Here is a 15750-nt window from a genome sequence, read left to right as displayed (position 1 = left end):
TTTCATGTTCATCGGTTACCTGGAGACATTGGTCGCCATCCTCCGATGGCTTGCCAAACCCTCTCACCCCGGTCCCAACGAATACGGTCCCAACCCCAACGAGGTGCCTCAATGACCGACCAAAGCCCCAACGACCTCTTCCATGCCTCCAGCTTCATGCAGGGGCACAACGCGGAGTACCTCGAACAGATGTACGCCCGCTATGCCGCCGATCCGAACGCGGTCGACGATGCCTGGGCCGAGTTCTTTCGCCAGTTGGGCGATGCCGAGGCGGACGTGCGCAAGGAGGCCAGCGGCCCCAGCTGGGCCCGCGCCGACTGGCCGCCTGCGCTCGAGGATGACCTGACCGGGGCGCTGACCGGTGAATGGCCGATGCCCGCCGTTCCGGCCGAGGCCAAGGGCGCCGGCAAGAAGATCAAGGACAAGGCCGCCGAAAAAGGCGTCGAGGTCACGGACGACCAGGTGCAACGTGCCGTGCTGGACAGCATCCGCGCCCTGATGATCATCCGCGCCTACCGGATCCGGGGCCACCTGGCCGCCGATCTTGACCCGCTGGGCCTGCGCGACACCTCGAACCACCCCGAGCTTGATCCCAAGTCCTATGGCTTCACCGAGGGCGACATGGATCGCCCGATCTTCATCGACAACGTGCTGGGCCTGCAGATCGCATCGCTGCGCGAGATCCTGTCGATCATCAAGCGCACCTATTGCGGCACCTTCGCCCTGCAGTACATGCACATCTCGGACCCCGAACAGGCCAGCTGGCTGAAGGAGCGGATCGAGGGCTTTGGCAAGGAGGTCAAGTTCACCCGCGAAGGCCGCAAAGCGATCCTGAACAAGATGGTCGAGGCCGAGGGCTTCGAGAAGTTCCTGCACGTCAAGTACATGGGCACCAAGCGGTTCGGCCTCGACGGTGGCGAAAGCCTGATCCCCGCGATGGAGCAGATCATCAAGCGCGGCGGCAACCTGGGCGTCAAGGAGATCGTCATCGGCATGCCGCACCGCGGCCGCCTGTCGGTGCTGGCGAACGTGATGAACAAGCCCTACAAGGCGATCTTCAACGAATTCCAGGGCGGCAGCTTCAAGCCCGAGGACGTGGACGGTTCGGGCGACGTGAAATACCACCTCGGCGCCTCTTCCGACCGCACCTTTGACGGCCATCCGGTCCACCTGTCGCTGACCGCCAACCCCAGCCACCTCGAGGCGGTGAACCCGGTGGTCCTGGGCAAGGTCCGCGCCAAGCAGGACCAGTACCACGACCATGACCGCATCCAGGTCATGCCGATCCTTCTGCACGGCGACGCGGCCTTTGCCGGCCAGGGCGTGGTGGCGGAATGTTTCGCCCTGTCGGGCCTGCGCGGGCACCGCACCGGCGGCACGATCCACATCGTCGTGAACAACCAGATCGGCTTTACCACCGCGCCGCACTTCTCGCGCTCGTCGCCCTATCCCACCGACAACGCGCTGGTGGTCGAGGCGCCGATCTTCCACGTCAACGGCGACGACCCCGAGGCCGTGGTGCATGCCGCCAAGGTCGCAACCGAGTTCCGCCAGAAATTCGGCAAGGACGTGGTCATCGACATCTTCTGCTATCGCCGGTTCGGTCACAACGAGGGCGACGAGCCCATGTTCACCAACCCGATCATGTACAACAAGATCAAGAAGCAGAAGACGACGCTGACTCTCTACACGGAACGGCTGGTCAAGGACGGTCTGATCCCCGAGGGCGAGATCGAGGACATGAAGGCCGCCTTCCAGGCGCTGCTGAACGAGGAATTCGAGGCCGGCAAGGTCTATCGCCCGAACAAGGCGGACTGGCTGGATGGCCGGTGGAGCCACCTCGACAAGCAGAAAGAGGGCAAGTACCAGCGCGGCAAGACCTCGATTTCCGAAAAGGCCCTGGCCGACGTCGGCAGCGCCCTGACCCATCTGCCCGATGGTTTCCCGGTACACCGCACCGTGGGACGTCTGCTGGAAAGCCGCGCCAAGATGTTCGAGACCGGCGAAGGCTTTGACTGGGCCACGGCCGAGGCACTGGCCTTCGGCTCGTTGCAACTGGAGGGCTACCCGGTGCGCCTTGCGGGCCAGGACTCGACCCGCGGCACCTTCTCGCAGCGCCATTCGGGCATCGTGAACCAGGAGACCGAAGAGCGTTACTACCCGCTCAACAACATCCGCGAAGGACAGGCCCGGTTCGAGGTGATCGACAGCGCCCTGTCGGAATACGCGGTGCTGGGGTTCGAATACGGTTATTCGCTGGCGGAACCCAATGCGCTGACCCTCTGGGAGGCGCAGTTCGGCGATTTCGCCAACGGCGCGCAGATCATGTTCGACCAGTTCATCAGCTCGGGTGAATCGAAATGGCTGCGGATGTCGGGCCTTGTCTGCCTGCTGCCGCACGGCTTCGAGGGCCAGGGGCCAGAACACTCGTCGGCGCGTCTGGAACGCTTCCTGCAGATGTGCGGGCAGGACAACTGGATCGTGGCGAACTGTTCGACGCCCGCGAACTATTTCCACATCCTGCGCCGTCAGCTGCACCGGACCTTCCGCAAGCCGCTGATCCTGATGACGCCGAAATCGCTGCTGCGGCACAAACTCTGCGTGTCGAGCGCCGACATGTTCACCACCAATTCCTCGTTCCACCGGGTTCTCTGGGACAGCGCGGAATCCGGCGAGAGCGAAACCAAGCTGGTGGCCGACGACAAGATCAAGCGCGTGGTGATGTGTTCGGGCAAGGTCTACTACGACCTGCTCGAGGAACGCGACGCGCGCGGCATCGACGATGTCTACCTGCTCCGGGTCGAACAGTTCTATCCCTTCCCGGCGATTTCGCTGGTCAAGGAACTGGAACGCTTCAAGGGGGCCGAGATGCTCTGGTGCCAGGAAGAGCCCAAGAACCAGGGCGCCTGGGGCTTTATCGAACCCAATATCGAATGGGTGCTGGGCCGTATCGGCGCCACGCATCCGCGCCCGCGCTACGTGGGCCGCGCCACATCGGCCAGCCCCGCAACGGGCCTGGCCAGCCAGCACAAAGCACAGCAAGAGGCGCTTGTTGACGAAGCGCTGACAGTGGAAGGAAAGTAAGACCATGACCGAAGTGCGTGTTCCCACACTTGGGGAATCGGTGACCGAAGCAACGGTCGCAACCTGGTTCAAGAAGCCCGGCGATGCCGTGGCGGTGGACGAAATGCTCTGCGAGCTTGAAACCGACAAGGTCACGGTCGAGGTTCCCTCGCCCGTCGCCGGAACGCTGAGCGACATCGTTGCCGCCGAAGGTGAGACCGTGGGCGTCGATGCCCTGCTGGCCAATATCTCGGAAGGGGCCGCTGGCGCCGAAAGCGCGCCCGCGGCCAAACCCGAACCGACGGCCGAGGCCAAGGAAAGCAGCGGCGGCGGCGAGAGCGTCGACGTCATGGTGCCGACGCTGGGCGAAAGCGTATCCGAGGCGACCGTTTCGACCTGGTTCAAGAAGGTCGGCGACACGGTCGCGCAGGATGAGATGCTCTGCGAACTGGAAACCGACAAGGTGTCCGTCGAGGTGCCCGCCCCCGCCGCCGGCACGCTGACAGAGATCGTCGCCGAGGAAGGCACCACCGTGCAGGCGGACGCCAAGCTGGCGGTCCTGTCCTCGGGCGGGGCCGCCGTGGCCGCCGCTCCGGCGCCGGACGAGGCCGCGCAGGGGAAGCAGTACCAGACCCCGCCCGCCGGCGACGGCGGTCCGGGCAAGGACATCAAGGACGGCCCCGCCGCCGAGAAGGCAATCGCCGAGGCCGGGATCAAGCGCGAGCAGGTGCAGGGCACCGGCCGTGACGGTCGTGCCACCAAGGCCGATGTAGCCGCCGCCGTGGCTGCCGCATCCGCCGCGCCTGCCGCATCGGCCCCCGCCTCCGCGCCGCGCGCGCCGGTCCCGGCCGAGGACGCGGGCCGCGAGGAGCGGGTCAAGATGACCCGCCTGCGCCAGACCATCGCCCGCCGTCTCAAGGACGCGCAGAACACCGCCGCGATCCTGACCACCTACAACGAGGTGGACATGACCGAGACGATGGCCCTGCGGAAGGAGTACAAGGACCTCTTCGAGAAGAAGCACGGCGCACGGCTCGGCTTCATGTCCTTCTTCACCAAGGCCTGCTGCCACGCCCTGAAGGAGGTGCCCGAGGTCAACGCGGAGATCGACGGAAACGAGATCGTCTACAAGAACTTCGTGCACATGGGCATCGCTGCGGGCACGCCTCAGGGCCTCGTGGTTCCGGTGATCCGCGACGCGGACAAGATGAGCTTTGCCGAAATCGAGAAGGCGATCGCCGAGAAAGGCAAGCGCGCCCGTGACGGCAAGCTGTCGATGGCGGAAATGCAGGGCGGCACCTTCACCATCTCCAACGGCGGTGTCTATGGCTCGCTGATGTCCTCACCGATCCTGAACCCCCCGCAGTCGGGTATTCTTGGCATGCACAAGATCCAGGACCGTCCGATGGTCATCAACGGCGAGATCAAGATCCGCCCGATGATGTACCTGGCGCTGAGCTACGATCACCGCATCGTCGACGGCAAAGGCGCAGTGACCTTCCTTGTCCGCGTCAAGGAAGCACTGGAAGACCCGCGCCGGTTGCTGATGGATCTGTGATCGGTGGGGGGAAACCCCACCCTACGGCCGGGCGAACATGCGCCCGGCCAAACCCGGCCTTGTATGGATCGATGTCGCCTCTTTCGTTCAAAATCGCCTTCGGGTTTTGCGTTTTGATCGCAGCCTTGAACCTGGCTATGGTCAGTGTCGGTCTTGCGACGCAGCCAATCGAAATTGTCCTGAATTCTCACATTCCATCTTTTGCCCTAAACGCACTCCTATGGGGCGGTTTGGCCGTTTGTATCTTTTACTTGCATGTATGGGCTTTGGGGTTCGCCGCCGCGCTGTGTGCGAAAGTCGCACTTTCGATTTGGCAGGCGGCCACCTTTGACGGTACGCCACTTCGCGACGAGTATCTTGCGGGGTACTCAATGACGATCCTGATCCAATTGGCCTCGGTGGCCTTCGTCACAGAGTTCGTGACAAGGGCCTGGCGCAAGGGGTACTTGGTATGACGCCTGCCCTCGCCGCCTGCATGCGCAACGAAGGAATCTTCGTGCTGGAATGGCTGGCGCATCATCGCGCGCTCGGCTTTGAGCAGGTCATCGTCGTGACGAACGATTGCACCGACGGGTCGGATACGCTGCTGGATGCGCTCTCGGCGCGTGGTCTCGTCACTCATATCCGGCAAGACGTCCCCAAGGGCTCGGCGCCGCAGGACAGTGGCATGGACCTTGTCCTGGCTCATGCGCGCGATCAGGGCATCACCCATGTCCTGCACATCGACAGCGACGAGTTCCTCGCGCTGCTGGACGGCACGCTGGCGGACCTGCTGGCCCGCACGGATCAGGCCGATTGCGTCGCGATCCCCTGGCGGGCGTTCGGCGACAGTGGTGTGACCGACTGGACGCCCGGCGACCTGGTGACAGAGCGCAATACCCGCGCCGAACCGCGCCCCGTCCCGCGAGAGACCAAGACCAAGTGCCTGTTCAAACTGGCCAGTTTTGCCCGCGCCACGGATCACAACCCGCTCGACCCGCAGGTGCCAGAGCCCGTGGTGATGACGCCGGATGGAGAAAGGCTGGACAATCGCACGCTCTACAATGCGAAAAGCGCCCGGTTCCGCCCGCATTACATCGCCGCCCGCGCCAGGACCGCGCAATTGTTTCACTATGCGATCCGGTCCGAGGACTGTTTCCTGATGAAGAACAATCGCGGCGACGGCCAGGGTAAGCTGGGCGAGGGGAAATACCACCTGAACAGCGCATGGCACCGCGCCGCCAACCGCAACGAGGTCGAGGAAAGGCGCCTTGCCGACTGCGCCCCGGCCCTGCGCGCAACCCTGGCAGAGTGGCGACGTGATCCGGCCAATACACAGGCCGAGGCCGCCTGCCAGGCGTGGTTCGGGAACACCCGTGCCCAGTTGCTGACCCCTGTGAACCGCGCGGCCTGGACGCGCAGAAAGGCCCCGGCATGACCGAAACGGCCCGCCACTCGAAGGTGCCGGGGCAAGCCCGGGACGGAGGGACACGATGACGCCCGAGCTGACCGCCCTCACCCTCGCCGCGCTGTTGCAGGTGGTGCAATACGTCCTGATGTCCGTGCCCGCCAACCTCGAACTGGGCATGGGCAAGACCATGAGCCCGCGCGACCGCGACCGGCTGGGCGGGTCGCTGGAGGACCAGCTGTCGGTGAAAACCGCCCGTCTGAAACGCGCGCTCGACAACCATTTCGAAGGGCTGATCCTTTTCGCCATCGCCGTTTTCGTCATCACCTGGTCGGACCAGGGCAACGGGATCACGGCGGCACTTTCGGGCCTCTACCTGCTGGCGCGCATCCTCTACGTGCCGGCCTACTACTTCGGCTGGGCGCCCTGGCGGTCCCTGATCTGGCTGGCGGGCTTCGCCGCCACCGTCCTCATGCTGCTGCTGGCAGTGCTGTGACACTTCCAGATCGGACATATCCGCTGTGGACAAAACACAGGCCCGACCCTTCTTTGAGAAAAATCATCCCGGGGAGCCTGCCACCGGCAGCCGGGGCGCCACGCGCCAACGCCTCCCCTGAACAACGACAGTGAAAGGAAAACGACATGGCACAATACGACGTCATCGTGATCGGCGCGGGCCCCGGCGGCTACGTCGCCGCGATCCGCTGCGCGCAACTGGGGCTGAAAACCGCCTGCGTCGAGGGACGCGAGACCCTGGGCGGCACCTGCCTGAACGTGGGCTGCATCCCCTCCAAGGCGCTCTTGCACGCCAGCCACCAGCTGCACGAGGCCGAGCACAACTTTGCTAAGATGGGCCTCAAGGGCAAGGCGCCCTCGGTCGACTGGAAACAGATGCTGGCCTACAAGGACGACGTGATCGGCCAGAACACCAAGGGCATCGAGTTCCTGTTCAAGAAGAACAAGATCGACTGGCTCAAGGGCTGGGGCTCGATCCCCGAGGCGGGCAAGGTCAAGGTCGGTGACGAGGTCCACGAGGCCAAGAACATCATCATCGCATCGGGGTCCGAGGCCTCGCCCGTGCCCGGCGCGGACGTGACCGTCGACGAAAAGGTTGTCGTGACCTCGACCGGCGCGCTGGAGCTGGGCAAAGTGCCGAAAAAGATGATCGTCATCGGCGCCGGAGTCATCGGTTTGGAAATGGGCTCGGTCTATGCGCGCCTCGGCACCGAGGTGCAGGTGATCGAATTCCTCGACGCGATCACGCCCGGCATGGACGCCGAAGTGCAGCGCCAGTTCAAGAAGATCCTCGAAAAACAGGGCATGAGCTTTGTCATGGGGGCGGCGGTGCAAAAGGTCGAAGCGACCAAGACCAAGGCCAAGGTGACCTACAAGCTGCGCAAGGACGACAGCGAGGAAACCGTGGACGCGGACGTGGTGCTCTGCGCCACCGGGCGGCGCCCCTTCACCGAAGGGCTGGGCCTGGACAAGCTGGGCATCGAGATGAGCGAGCGCGGCCAGATCAAGACCGACGGCCAGTGGCGCACCAACGTGCCGGGCGTCTATGCCATCGGCGACGTGATCGACGGCCCGATGCTGGCACACAAGGCCGAGGACGAGGGCATGGCCTGCGCCGAGGTGATCGCCGGCAAACACGGCCACGTCAACTATGGCGTGATCCCGGGCGTGATCTATACCGCCCCCGAGGTGGCCAGTGTCGGCCAGACCGAGCAGGAGCTGAAGGATGCGGGCCGCGCCTACAAGGTCGGCAAGTTTTCCTTCATGGGCAATGCGCGGGCCAAGGCCGTGTTCCAGGGTGAGGGCTTCGTCAAGCTGCTGGCCGACAAGGAAACCGACCGCGTGCTGGGCTGCCATATCATCGGACCGGGCGCGGGCGACCTGATCCACGAGATCTGCGTGGCGATGGAGTTTGGCGCCTCCGCCGAGGACGTGGCCCTGACCTGCCACGCGCACCCGACCTTCTCCGAGGCGGTGCGCGAAGCGGCGCTGGCCTGTGGCGACGGTCCGATCCACATGTGATCGACACAACACAAACGGACGTCCCCCGGGGCGTCCGATCCCCAGACCCGCGCCCCCTTGGTCGCGGGTCTTTTCTTTGGGCGGCGTCCCTCATCCCCGAAATACAACCAAAATAATGCTTTCGGCAAATTCAACTCTCCCCTAACGTTAAGAGACGCGAGGGAAAGCACATGTCCGAAAATGATCTCGACTCTGCCGAGGCCGTGGCCCTGGCCGGTTTGCGTACCGCCGAAAACATCTCACGGATGATGTTTGAAGCCGTCGAAGCTCAACAGGCGCGCCAACAGGCCCAATTGCAGGAAACGGCAGAGGCCATCGCGAAGATTCTGAACCCAGGAAAAGATTGAAAAGGAATGCCATCATGGTCGAAACCGTCAATCCACAAGTCACCGACGCGGTGACGCAGTCCAACGTCAAGGTTGTCAGCGAAGCGCCCGCAATGGCCCTTGGGTCGCTCTACCAGGCGATGTCGCACAGCACCGGCATCCTTTTCGAAAACGCCGTGAACGCCCAGCAGCAGGCCAATATCCTGGCCCAGGCCGCGGCGAACCAGGGCGTCATGCAGATGTACAGCCTCAAGTCCGGCACTCACAGCCTGCAGGATGCCGTGGACGCATCCGAACCGACCAAAGGCAAGCCCGCCTCCGGAGGGTCCTGAGCATGCCCGAAACCGAAAACCCCCAGGTCACGGATGCCGTCAGCCAGAGCAATCTGTCCGTCCTGGGCCAGGCGGCCGCCCACGCCGTCGCCACCAGCCTTCAGGCCTCGTCCAGTGCGGCGGGCTTGCGGGTGGCTGCTCTGCAGAGCGGCTCTACCAACATGACGCTCTTGCGGCAGGCCGTGATCGTGCGGGCCGCTGCCGGGCTGACACCGTAAGGGGGATCATCATGCCAAACATGGCAAACAGCCAGGTCACCGATACAGTCAGCCAGACGACGCTGATGACGCTGGGGACCGCCGGCTCCGTGGCGCAGGCGCTGTTGTCACAGGGGTTGGTGGCCGCCCTGGCAACAAGCACACAGGCCGCAGCCGCACAGCAGGAGGCCACGCAGGTCTTGGCCGACGCGGCGCTTGCCGCGGCGTTGAAACGGATGGGGCTGGCTTCGGGATCGGGGGACACGCATGGCGGATAAATCCGACACGGCCGCGCCCGGCGGCGCCGAAGTCAACAGCCAGATCGCGGACACCGTCACCAAGCTCCGCCAGATGGCCCCGGCAGAGGCTGCGAACCTGGCCAAGAGCGCCGAGGCAGAGGCCCGCGCCCTGGCGCTCAGCATGGCGCTGCAGGACGCCGTGGCGCATCTGCGCCGGATGCAGGTCCTGAGTGAGGCCGCCATGTCACTGGCGGTATCGAAACAGGCAGAGGGCAATGTCGAAGCGGGCCAGGCAATCATGGACACGGCCAATTCAGCCGTGGACCGCGCCCGCTCGATGCTGGCCGAGGCCGAAAAGGCCCTGGCCTGAGCCTCTGCGCCCGGCGCGGTGCTCCCCCCGCGCCGGGCTTGATCCGGTCACGCGTTGCCCGGGTCGATCCCGACAACCAGCGCCGCGTCATATCCCGACGCCTGTTCGCGGATCGCGGCAAAGGCGCCCTCGCCCGCACGTTGCGCGATCCAGTCGTCCCGGTTCATCGTGTCGCGCGGGTCCTCGCGCTCGTTGTAGGGGACGACTGCCTGGAACAGGTATTCGCTGAGCGCATCGGGAAAGAAGATCTGGCTGGTCAGAACGCTGCGCTCATCCAGGAAGACCTTGTAGTGGATATGCGTCGTGCGGCCCGGATACCAGCCGGGATAGATCGTGTCGAACGTCGCCACGCCCCGGTCGCCGGTGGTCTGCGTTCCGCGCAGGAATGTCTCGCCCCGCGCGTCGAAGTCGGTGCCCCGGTTCCTGTAGCCCGAGTAGATCCCGCGCGCATCGCAATGCCAGATGTCCACGCGGGCCCCTTCGATCGGTTGGCAATCCGCGTCGACCACCTGCAATTGCAGGCGCATCGCCTCGCCCTCGCGCCCCTCGGTGATGTCGCGGCGGACAAGCTCGGGATCGAAGTAGTAGGGCCCTTCGGTCGTCTCCGGCAGGACCATGCAGACATTGGGCGTGATCAGCCCGGCTGCCTCGGCCTGCGCGCGCGCCGCTCGGGGAAAGGCGCCCACCCCAGCCACGGCGATGGGAGAGGCGGCAAATCCGGCCAGAAGGGCGCGGCGCGTCGTCGAAGCTGTGCTCATGCGGATGTCCTTTCGATCCTGTTCACAGGATGAAACGGATCAGGACGCGGTTTCGCTCTCCGTGCTGGTGAACATGGCCTGTGCAGCGGCGCACCATCCGGCGCGCTCCGTCACCACAGCCGGGGCTTGGCGTACTCCGGATAGGTCCGGTCATAGTCCTTGCCGCCATGTTCGCCCTCCGACATGTCGGCCAGGATCTCTCCGGTGGTGGGCAGTCCGTCCGACAGATCCCCGCAGGTCCAGAGGCGTGAGCGCATCAGTGCCTTGGCGCATTGGGTATAGACTTCTGCCACCTCCAGCACGATCACCGTGGCGGGCAGGCGGTCGCCCTTGGCAAAGCTGCGGCGCAGGTCCTCGTCATCGGTCAGGTATGCCCGCCCGTTGACCCGCACGGTGGTGTTTGTCCCCGGCACCAGAAACAGCAGCGCGGCGCGCCCGTCCTGCACGATGTCCCGCAGGCAATCGAGCCGGTTGTTCCCCCACCAGTCCGGCATCAACACCGTCCGTTCATCCGCCACCCGCACCACAGGCCCGTCGTCGCCACGCGGCGAGCCATGCACGCCCTCCGGTCCTACGGTCGACAGGACGGCGAACCGCGCGCCTTCGATCCAGCGGCGATAAAGCGGCGTCAGGTGCTGCGCCACCTTTTTGATCGACGAGGGCACGGGCGCTTCGTAATGCGCGTGCAACTCCTCAAGCGTGGTGATTTTCGGCATCGAACCCGGCCTCCTTCATGAGCGCGTTAGAGGCGGTCTCCACCTCTGTCTCGAGCCTTTCGAGAAAAGCGTATTTTTCCAGCCCCGGCTGGATCACCGGCAGGAATTCCACAACCGCCAGCCCGGGCTTGCGGTAGATGCCCTTGCGTGGCCAGAACAGGCCGACGTTTGTCGCCGCAGGCACGCAGGGCTGGCCCGTCTGTTCGTAGAGGATCGCGGTGCCGACCTTGAAGGGCGCCTTTACCCCCGGCGCGATGCGGGTGCCCTGCGGGTAGATGATGAGCTGGCCGGGAACGGCGGCACCGCGCGCCACATCCTTGATCATGCGTGCGATGGCCTGCCCGCGCTTGCCGCGCTCGACCGGGACACAGCCGATGCGCAGGGCGTACTGGCCGATCACCGGCGCCCACATCAACTCTCGTTTCATGATGAACTTGCCCGCCGGAACGGCGCCGAAGATCAGGATGATGTCCAGGAAACTCTGGTGCTTGGAGGCGATCAGAACCTCGCCCTGCGGGACCTCACCGCGCACCTCCGTGCGCAGCCCGACCATAAGGCGCGCAGTCAGGCGGACCCAGCGGCAATAGGTGCGGCAGGCCGTGCGGGCCCCGTGGCGCGACACCAGCGCCCAAGGCAGAAAGACGATCCCCATGATCGCCATCATGGCGTACATCTGGATCACGAACAGGAACGACATCACCCATCGCATCAGGCCAATTCTCCCAGGACACGGCGCGCGGCCAGTTCGGTTGCGAAAAAGGCCACCACGGCAGCCAGCGGCGGCACGAACAGCGGCCAGAGCCATTGCAGCCCGGCAAAGCGCAGCCCGGTCAGGATGCCCCCCGTATCCCCGCCCGCCGGCATGACCAGCAGGGCCAGCAGGCCGATCAGGGTGCCCGCCGCCGCCCCCGCCAGCGTCCGCAGGGTAAAGCGGCGCACAAAGGCCCCCGCGATATAACCGTCGGTGGCGCCGACCAGCCGCAGCACCGCGATGACCTGCGCGTTCGCCGCCAGTGCCGCGTTGGCGGCCAGCGTCACCATCGCCCCGGTGGCCGCGCCGATCAGCAGGATCGCCACCCAGCCCAGAAGGCGCAGCCGTCCCGCCGCCGTCACCAGCGGCCGCCGCCAGCGGCTGTGTTCGTCCAAGACCGCGCCAGGCGCCTCGGCCTGCAACCGCAGGCGGAGGCCGTCGGCGTCGTAGCCGTCGCCGGTTTCCTGCACCTCGACAAGCTGCGGCATGGGAAGGCTCTCGACCGGCAGGTCGGGGCCGAACCAGGGTTCCAGCAGCGCGCGCTGCTCCTCGGGCGACAGCGCCCGGGCCGAGGCGACGCCGGGCGTCTGTTCCAGCACCCGAAGGACGGCGGCGGTCTGCGCCGCAAGCTGTCCCTCGGGCGCCGAAATACGGATGGTCGAGGCGCGGGCCAGGTCCTCTCCCCAGCTGGTCGCCAGGCGCCCCGCCGCCAGCGACAGCGCCAGGGCAAAGACCGTCAGAAAGGCCATCGCGGCGGCGGTGAACAGTGTCAGCCGCACGGTAAAGCCCGCCGGGGGCACCACCCGGTCGGCGCCCGCGTCCCGGGCCGCCAGGGTCTTGATCCGGTCCAGCGCGCTCATAGATCCACCCCCGCCGCCTGCAGCGTGCCGCCGGCTATACGCAGGTTGCGCGCGTTCACAAGGCTCTTGGCCGCGCGGATCAGCATGAGGTCATGGGTGGCGATCATCACGGTCTTGCCCATCCGGTTGAGCTCGACCAGCAGGCGCAGCAGGCGCTGGGACATTTCCCAGTCGACGTTGCCGGTGGGTTCATCGGCCAGGATCACATCCGGCGACAGGATCAGCGCCCGGGCCAGCGCGGCGCGCTGGCGTTCGCCCCCCGACAATTCCGGCGGCAGGGCCTCGAACTTCTCGGTCAGGCCGACCCATGTCATCAGCTCGCGCAGGTTGTCGGCCTGGTCGGGCGAGGCCTGCCCCGAGACCGTCAGCGGCAGGGCCACGTTCTCGGCCACCGGCAGGTGGTCGAGGAACTGGCAATCCTGGTGCACGACGCCGATCCGACGCCGGGCCATCGCCACCGCGTCGCGGTCCATCGCGGCCAGGTCCTCGTCAAAGATCGACACCTGCCCTTCGGTCGGGCGCAGCGCTCCGTAGCAGAGTTTCAGGAAGGTTGTCTTGCCCGAGCCGGACGGCCCGGTCAGGAAATGGAACGACCCCGGAGCAAGCTGCAGGCTGACCCCGGAGAGGATCGCCGCGCCGCTGTAGGAATAGGCCACGTTGTCCAGCTCGATCACGGGCGGTTCTGCCTCTGCCTTGTCAGTTTCGCCGGCAGTTTTGCCCGAGCCATCGGGCCGTTGCAACGCAAGCCGCGCAGAATTGGACTTTTCCCGCCGATACGGGCAGCTTAAGGTTCACGCGGGGCGGTGACGCACCGCAAGGGACGGAAAAGACGGGGACAAGACGGAATGCGGCTGGTTTGCCCAAATTGCGGCGCTCAATACGACGTGCCCCTCGAGGTGATCCCCGAGGCGGGCCGCGACGTGCAGTGCTCGAACTGCGGGCATACCTGGTTCCAGAAGCGCGTGACGCAGCCTCCTGCCGCCCGCCCCGAGCGTCCGCCCGAACCCGCGCCGGACCCGACCCCGCCCACCGTAGAGGACCCTGACCTCGACCCGGACGATGACGGCACCAGCGCACCGATCCCGGCGGACACCGCACCGCGCAGCAGCATCGACCCGGAAATGGCCGAGCTGTTCCGCGAGGAACGCGAATTCGAAGCGCGCCAGCGGGCCACCGAAGGGCTGGAAACCCAGCCCGACCTTGGGTTGGAGCCGCCCGCGGAATCCGAACAGGCCCGCCGCGCCCGCGAAAGCCGCGAGCGCATGGCACGGCTCAAGGGCGAGGACGTCCAAGAGCCGCCCAAGCGCCCCGAGCCAAAGGCGGAACCGGAACAGGACGATGCCGCGTTGCACGCCGCCGCAGCGGCTGCGGCGGCCGCCTCGCGGCGCGACATGTTGCCGGATGTCGAAGAGATCAACCAGACCCTCCGCTCGGCCTCGGAACCCCGTGTGGTCGACCGCGACGCCGGTCGCCCGTCACAGACCTCGCCGCGCCAGACCGGCAGCCCCTTTGCCCGCGGCTTCATGCTGGTGGTGATGGTGGCAGCGCTTGGCGTGGGCCTTTACGTTGCGACACCGCGACTCTCGGCGCAGTTCCCGCAGATCGCCCCCTACCTGCAAAGCTATGTCGAAACGGTCAACAAGGGCCGGACATGGCTGGATGCCCGGGTCACGGCCCTGATGCAGCAGCTTGACCAGATGAGCTCCGAGACGGCGGAACCCGCCGATCCCCCGGCGGGCGACTGACACCAGTCCCGATGGGACCGTTCGCTGGCAGGTCCGACGGTGCCCTTTGGCGCCGATGGCGGGACGGCGGGCGGCGCGACGTTGGGGCCAAAGGCCCCGACAAGCGCAGGACGCCGCCGCCGCTGCGCTTCAGACCCGCCCTTTCCAGGGCACCAACGCCTTTTCGGCCATGCGCATCAGGATATCGATGCCAAAGCCGATGATACCGATCAGGATGATCCCCATGAGGACGATATCGGTGAGCTGAAATTTCGACGCCACCATGATCATCATTCCTGTACCCTTTTCGGCGGCCACCAGCTCGGCGGCGACCACCGTGCCCCAGCAGACCCCCATGGCCACCCGCGCGCCGGTGAAGATCTCGGGCAGCGAATTCGGCACGATCACATGGCGCATGATCTGGAACTTGCTGGCGCCCAGCGAATAGGCCGCATGCACCTTGGAAATCGCCACGCCCGAGACCCCTGCCCGCGCGGCAATGGCCATGATCCAGAGCGCTGCCAGGAACAGCAAAATAACTTTTCCCTTTTCACCGATGCCGGCCCAGATGATGACCAGCGGGATCAGTGCAAGGGGCGGCACCGGCCGCATGAACTCCACGATTGGATCGAACCAGCCCCGGAACCAGTTGCTGAGTCCCATCGCATAGCCCAGCGGGATGCCCACCAATGCGCCAAGGAAAAAACCCTGGATGACGCGTTTGAGCGAAAACCAAAGATGTGCGGCCAAGGTCGAGTCGCGATACCCGTCCCGCGCAGTTTCTTTTAGACGTTGCCAGACTGCCTCGGGGGGCGGCAGCCAGATCGGCTCCATCTGCCAGCCCTTCGCCGGTTCGAAGTTCAGCGTGCCCTTGGGTGACATGCCGACACGACCGAATTCGGTCTGGACCGACTGGCCCGGCGCGATCGGCTGGCCATTCACGGCAACGATCTTGTGCCCGTCACTGCGTCCGAACTCGTCGTTTCGGTCGACGCGGATCAGCCCCGAACGCCAGGCGCCCACGGTATCGACGTCGTTCTTGGCCCAGCCTTCCCCCGGCGCGACCTTGGGGTCGTCCACGTCCGTTCCCACTTCGAAGACACGCACCGTCACGGTGGCATCATCGGGGGCCTGGCCCTCGGCCTCGGCGGTATAGGTAAAGACCGCGTCGCCGATGAAGGGCCCCGGCGCGTGCAGGAAACGGGGCACATAGGATGACCCGGTGAAGGCCCCCCAGAGCAGGAAGATCGACAACACCGAGATGACGCTGGCGATGCGGTTCGGGGTCACGGCGCTTTCGTCGCCGAAGGTCACCGTCTTGAGAGAGGTGTAATCCGTCGCCGTCTTGTGGACGACGAATTTCACGACGAAGAACGAGACGACGAAGATCGCGATGTAGATTGCGAATACGATCATTGCACCTGCCCTGCCC

18 protein-coding genes are annotated in these 15750 nt (G+C 65.6%); 12 read left to right on the top strand and 6 right to left on the bottom strand.

The window, feature by feature from the left end; genetic code table 11:
- The first annotated feature begins 111 nt into the window (after positions 1-111).
- From BLQ71_RS06825 to BLQ71_RS06780, 11 genes are all read left to right on the top strand, one after another.
- The gene (locus BLQ71_RS06825; RefSeq protein ID WP_074621168.1) at positions 112-3084 is read left to right on the top strand and encodes a 2-oxoglutarate dehydrogenase E1 component; all 2973 of its coding nucleotides are present in this window, start codon (positions 112-114) and stop codon (positions 3082-3084) included.
- A gap of 4 nt (positions 3085-3088) precedes the next feature.
- Positions 3089-4621, top strand: coding sequence for a 2-oxoglutarate dehydrogenase complex dihydrolipoyllysine-residue succinyltransferase (odhB, locus tag BLQ71_RS06820; RefSeq protein ID WP_074621167.1), 1533 nt, complete (start codon positions 3089-3091; stop codon positions 4619-4621).
- Between the two features lie 71 nt (positions 4622-4692).
- Positions 4693-5076, top strand: a complete 384-nt coding sequence (locus BLQ71_RS06815; RefSeq protein ID WP_043136333.1) for a hypothetical protein — start codon at positions 4693-4695, stop codon at positions 5074-5076.
- Positions 5073-6038 carry a glycosyltransferase family 2 protein gene (locus BLQ71_RS06810; protein WP_074621166.1) on the top strand — a complete coding sequence of 322 codons (966 nt, stop codon included), beginning with the start codon at positions 5073-5075 and terminating at the stop codon, positions 6036-6038. Before BLQ71_RS06815 ends, BLQ71_RS06810 begins: the two co-directional genes overlap by 4 nt.
- A gap of 55 nt (positions 6039-6093) precedes the next feature.
- The gene (locus tag BLQ71_RS06805) at positions 6094-6504 is read left to right on the top strand and encodes an MAPEG family protein (RefSeq protein ID WP_043136332.1); all 411 of its coding nucleotides are present in this window, start codon (positions 6094-6096) and stop codon (positions 6502-6504) included.
- Between the two features lie 146 nt (positions 6505-6650).
- Positions 6651-8045 (top strand): dihydrolipoyl dehydrogenase, encoded by a 1395-nt coding sequence (lpdA, locus tag BLQ71_RS06800; RefSeq protein ID WP_043136331.1) that lies wholly within the window; start codon positions 6651-6653, stop codon positions 8043-8045.
- A gap of 170 nt (positions 8046-8215) precedes the next feature.
- The gene (locus tag BLQ71_RS26335) at positions 8216-8392 is read left to right on the top strand and encodes a hypothetical protein (RefSeq protein WP_157903829.1); all 177 of its coding nucleotides are present in this window, start codon (positions 8216-8218) and stop codon (positions 8390-8392) included.
- 14 nt (positions 8393-8406) lie between these two features.
- Positions 8407-8703 carry a RebB family R body protein gene (locus tag BLQ71_RS06795; protein WP_052244209.1) on the top strand — a complete coding sequence of 99 codons (297 nt, stop codon included), beginning with the start codon at positions 8407-8409 and terminating at the stop codon, positions 8701-8703.
- 2 nt (positions 8704-8705) lie between these two features.
- Positions 8706-8921 (top strand): RebB family R body protein, encoded by a 216-nt coding sequence (locus BLQ71_RS06790; RefSeq protein ID WP_069209199.1) that lies wholly within the window; start codon positions 8706-8708, stop codon positions 8919-8921.
- Between the two features lie 11 nt (positions 8922-8932).
- Entirely contained in the window at positions 8933-9178 is a 246-nt protein-coding gene (locus BLQ71_RS06785; RefSeq protein WP_074621165.1) for a RebB family R body protein, read from the top strand.
- Entirely contained in the window at positions 9168-9509 is a 342-nt protein-coding gene (locus tag BLQ71_RS06780) for a hypothetical protein (protein ID WP_074621164.1), read from the top strand. Before BLQ71_RS06785 ends, BLQ71_RS06780 begins: the two co-directional genes overlap by 11 nt.
- Before the next feature lie 47 nt (positions 9510-9556).
- On the opposite strand, the gene BLQ71_RS06775 is transcribed toward BLQ71_RS06780, so the two are convergent.
- From BLQ71_RS06775 to BLQ71_RS06755, 5 genes are all read right to left on the bottom strand, one after another.
- On the bottom strand, positions 9557-10267 hold the full coding sequence (locus tag BLQ71_RS06775) for an intradiol ring-cleavage dioxygenase (RefSeq protein WP_074621163.1): 711 nt from the start codon (positions 10265-10267) through the stop codon (positions 9557-9559).
- A gap of 110 nt (positions 10268-10377) precedes the next feature.
- A complete protein-coding gene (locus BLQ71_RS06770) occupies positions 10378-10983 on the bottom strand; it encodes a pyridoxamine 5'-phosphate oxidase family protein (protein ID WP_074621162.1) in 606 nt (201 codons plus the stop codon).
- Positions 10961-11692: a lysophospholipid acyltransferase family protein gene (locus BLQ71_RS06765; protein WP_043136323.1), complete on the bottom strand. Its 732-nt coding sequence runs from the start codon at positions 11690-11692 to the stop codon at positions 10961-10963. The genes BLQ71_RS06770 and BLQ71_RS06765 overlap by 23 nt, the downstream gene beginning before the upstream one ends.
- The gene (locus BLQ71_RS06760) at positions 11692-12594 is read right to left on the bottom strand and encodes a cell division protein FtsX (protein WP_069209204.1); all 903 of its coding nucleotides are present in this window, start codon (positions 12592-12594) and stop codon (positions 11692-11694) included. Before BLQ71_RS06760 ends, BLQ71_RS06765 begins: the two co-directional genes overlap by 1 nt.
- Positions 12591-13268 carry a cell division ATP-binding protein FtsE gene (locus BLQ71_RS06755; RefSeq protein WP_074621280.1) on the bottom strand — a complete coding sequence of 226 codons (678 nt, stop codon included), beginning with the start codon at positions 13266-13268 and terminating at the stop codon, positions 12591-12593. Before BLQ71_RS06755 ends, BLQ71_RS06760 begins: the two co-directional genes overlap by 4 nt.
- A 171-nt stretch (positions 13269-13439) precedes the next feature.
- On the opposite strand from BLQ71_RS06755, the gene BLQ71_RS06750 reads away from it, so the two are divergent.
- Positions 13440-14339, top strand: a complete 900-nt coding sequence (locus tag BLQ71_RS06750; protein ID WP_074621161.1) for a zinc-ribbon domain-containing protein — start codon at positions 13440-13442, stop codon at positions 14337-14339.
- Between the two features lie 129 nt (positions 14340-14468).
- Here BLQ71_RS06750 and BLQ71_RS06745 read toward each other — a convergent pair whose 3' ends face one another.
- Entirely contained in the window at positions 14469-15734 is a 1266-nt protein-coding gene (locus tag BLQ71_RS06745) for an ABC transporter permease (RefSeq protein WP_074621160.1), read from the bottom strand.
- Positions 15735-15750: the final 16 nt, after the last annotated feature.

This window comes from Antarctobacter albus, assembly GCF_900101505.1.
Classification (GTDB): Bacteria; Pseudomonadota; Alphaproteobacteria; order Rhodobacterales; family Rhodobacteraceae; genus Antarctobacter; species Antarctobacter albus.
Note: the sequence above shows the minus strand (reverse complement) of the source record. Positions and strands in the feature narration are given on the sequence as shown.

Bases quoted from the DNA above. Each gene is read 5' to 3' on its own strand.
- BLQ71_RS06745 (WP_074621160.1), bottom strand. From the start codon at position 15,734: ATGATCGTATTCGCAATCTACATCGCGATCTTCGTCGTCTCGTTCTTC.
- BLQ71_RS06785 (WP_074621165.1), top strand. From the start codon at position 8,933: ATGCCAAACATGGCAAACAGCCAGGTCACCGATACAGTCAGCCAGACG.
- BLQ71_RS06780 (WP_074621164.1), top strand. From the start codon at position 9,168: ATGGCGGATAAATCCGACACGGCCGCGCCCGGCGGCGCCGAAGTCAAC.
- BLQ71_RS06810 (WP_074621166.1), top strand. From the start codon at position 5,073: ATGACGCCTGCCCTCGCCGCCTGCATGCGCAACGAAGGAATCTTCGTG.
- BLQ71_RS06805 (WP_043136332.1), top strand. From the start codon at position 6,094: ATGACGCCCGAGCTGACCGCCCTCACCCTCGCCGCGCTGTTGCAGGTG.
- BLQ71_RS06760 (WP_069209204.1), bottom strand. From the start codon at position 12,594: ATGAGCGCGCTGGACCGGATCAAGACCCTGGCGGCCCGGGACGCGGGC.
- BLQ71_RS06765 (WP_043136323.1), bottom strand. From the start codon at position 11,692: ATGCGATGGGTGATGTCGTTCCTGTTCGTGATCCAGATGTACGCCATG.
- odhB (WP_074621167.1), top strand. From the start codon at position 3,089: ATGACCGAAGTGCGTGTTCCCACACTTGGGGAATCGGTGACCGAAGCA.
- BLQ71_RS06790 (WP_069209199.1), top strand. From the start codon at position 8,706: ATGCCCGAAACCGAAAACCCCCAGGTCACGGATGCCGTCAGCCAGAGC.
- BLQ71_RS06750 (WP_074621161.1), top strand. From the start codon at position 13,440: ATGCGGCTGGTTTGCCCAAATTGCGGCGCTCAATACGACGTGCCCCTC.
- BLQ71_RS26335 (WP_157903829.1), top strand. From the start codon at position 8,216: ATGTCCGAAAATGATCTCGACTCTGCCGAGGCCGTGGCCCTGGCCGGT.
- BLQ71_RS06825 (WP_074621168.1), top strand. From the start codon at position 112: ATGACCGACCAAAGCCCCAACGACCTCTTCCATGCCTCCAGCTTCATG.
- BLQ71_RS06815 (WP_043136333.1), top strand. From the start codon at position 4,693: ATGTCGCCTCTTTCGTTCAAAATCGCCTTCGGGTTTTGCGTTTTGATC.
- BLQ71_RS06770 (WP_074621162.1), bottom strand. From the start codon at position 10,983: ATGCCGAAAATCACCACGCTTGAGGAGTTGCACGCGCATTACGAAGCG.
- lpdA (WP_043136331.1), top strand. From the start codon at position 6,651: ATGGCACAATACGACGTCATCGTGATCGGCGCGGGCCCCGGCGGCTAC.
- BLQ71_RS06795 (WP_052244209.1), top strand. From the start codon at position 8,407: ATGGTCGAAACCGTCAATCCACAAGTCACCGACGCGGTGACGCAGTCC.
- BLQ71_RS06775 (WP_074621163.1), bottom strand. From the start codon at position 10,267: ATGAGCACAGCTTCGACGACGCGCCGCGCCCTTCTGGCCGGATTTGCC.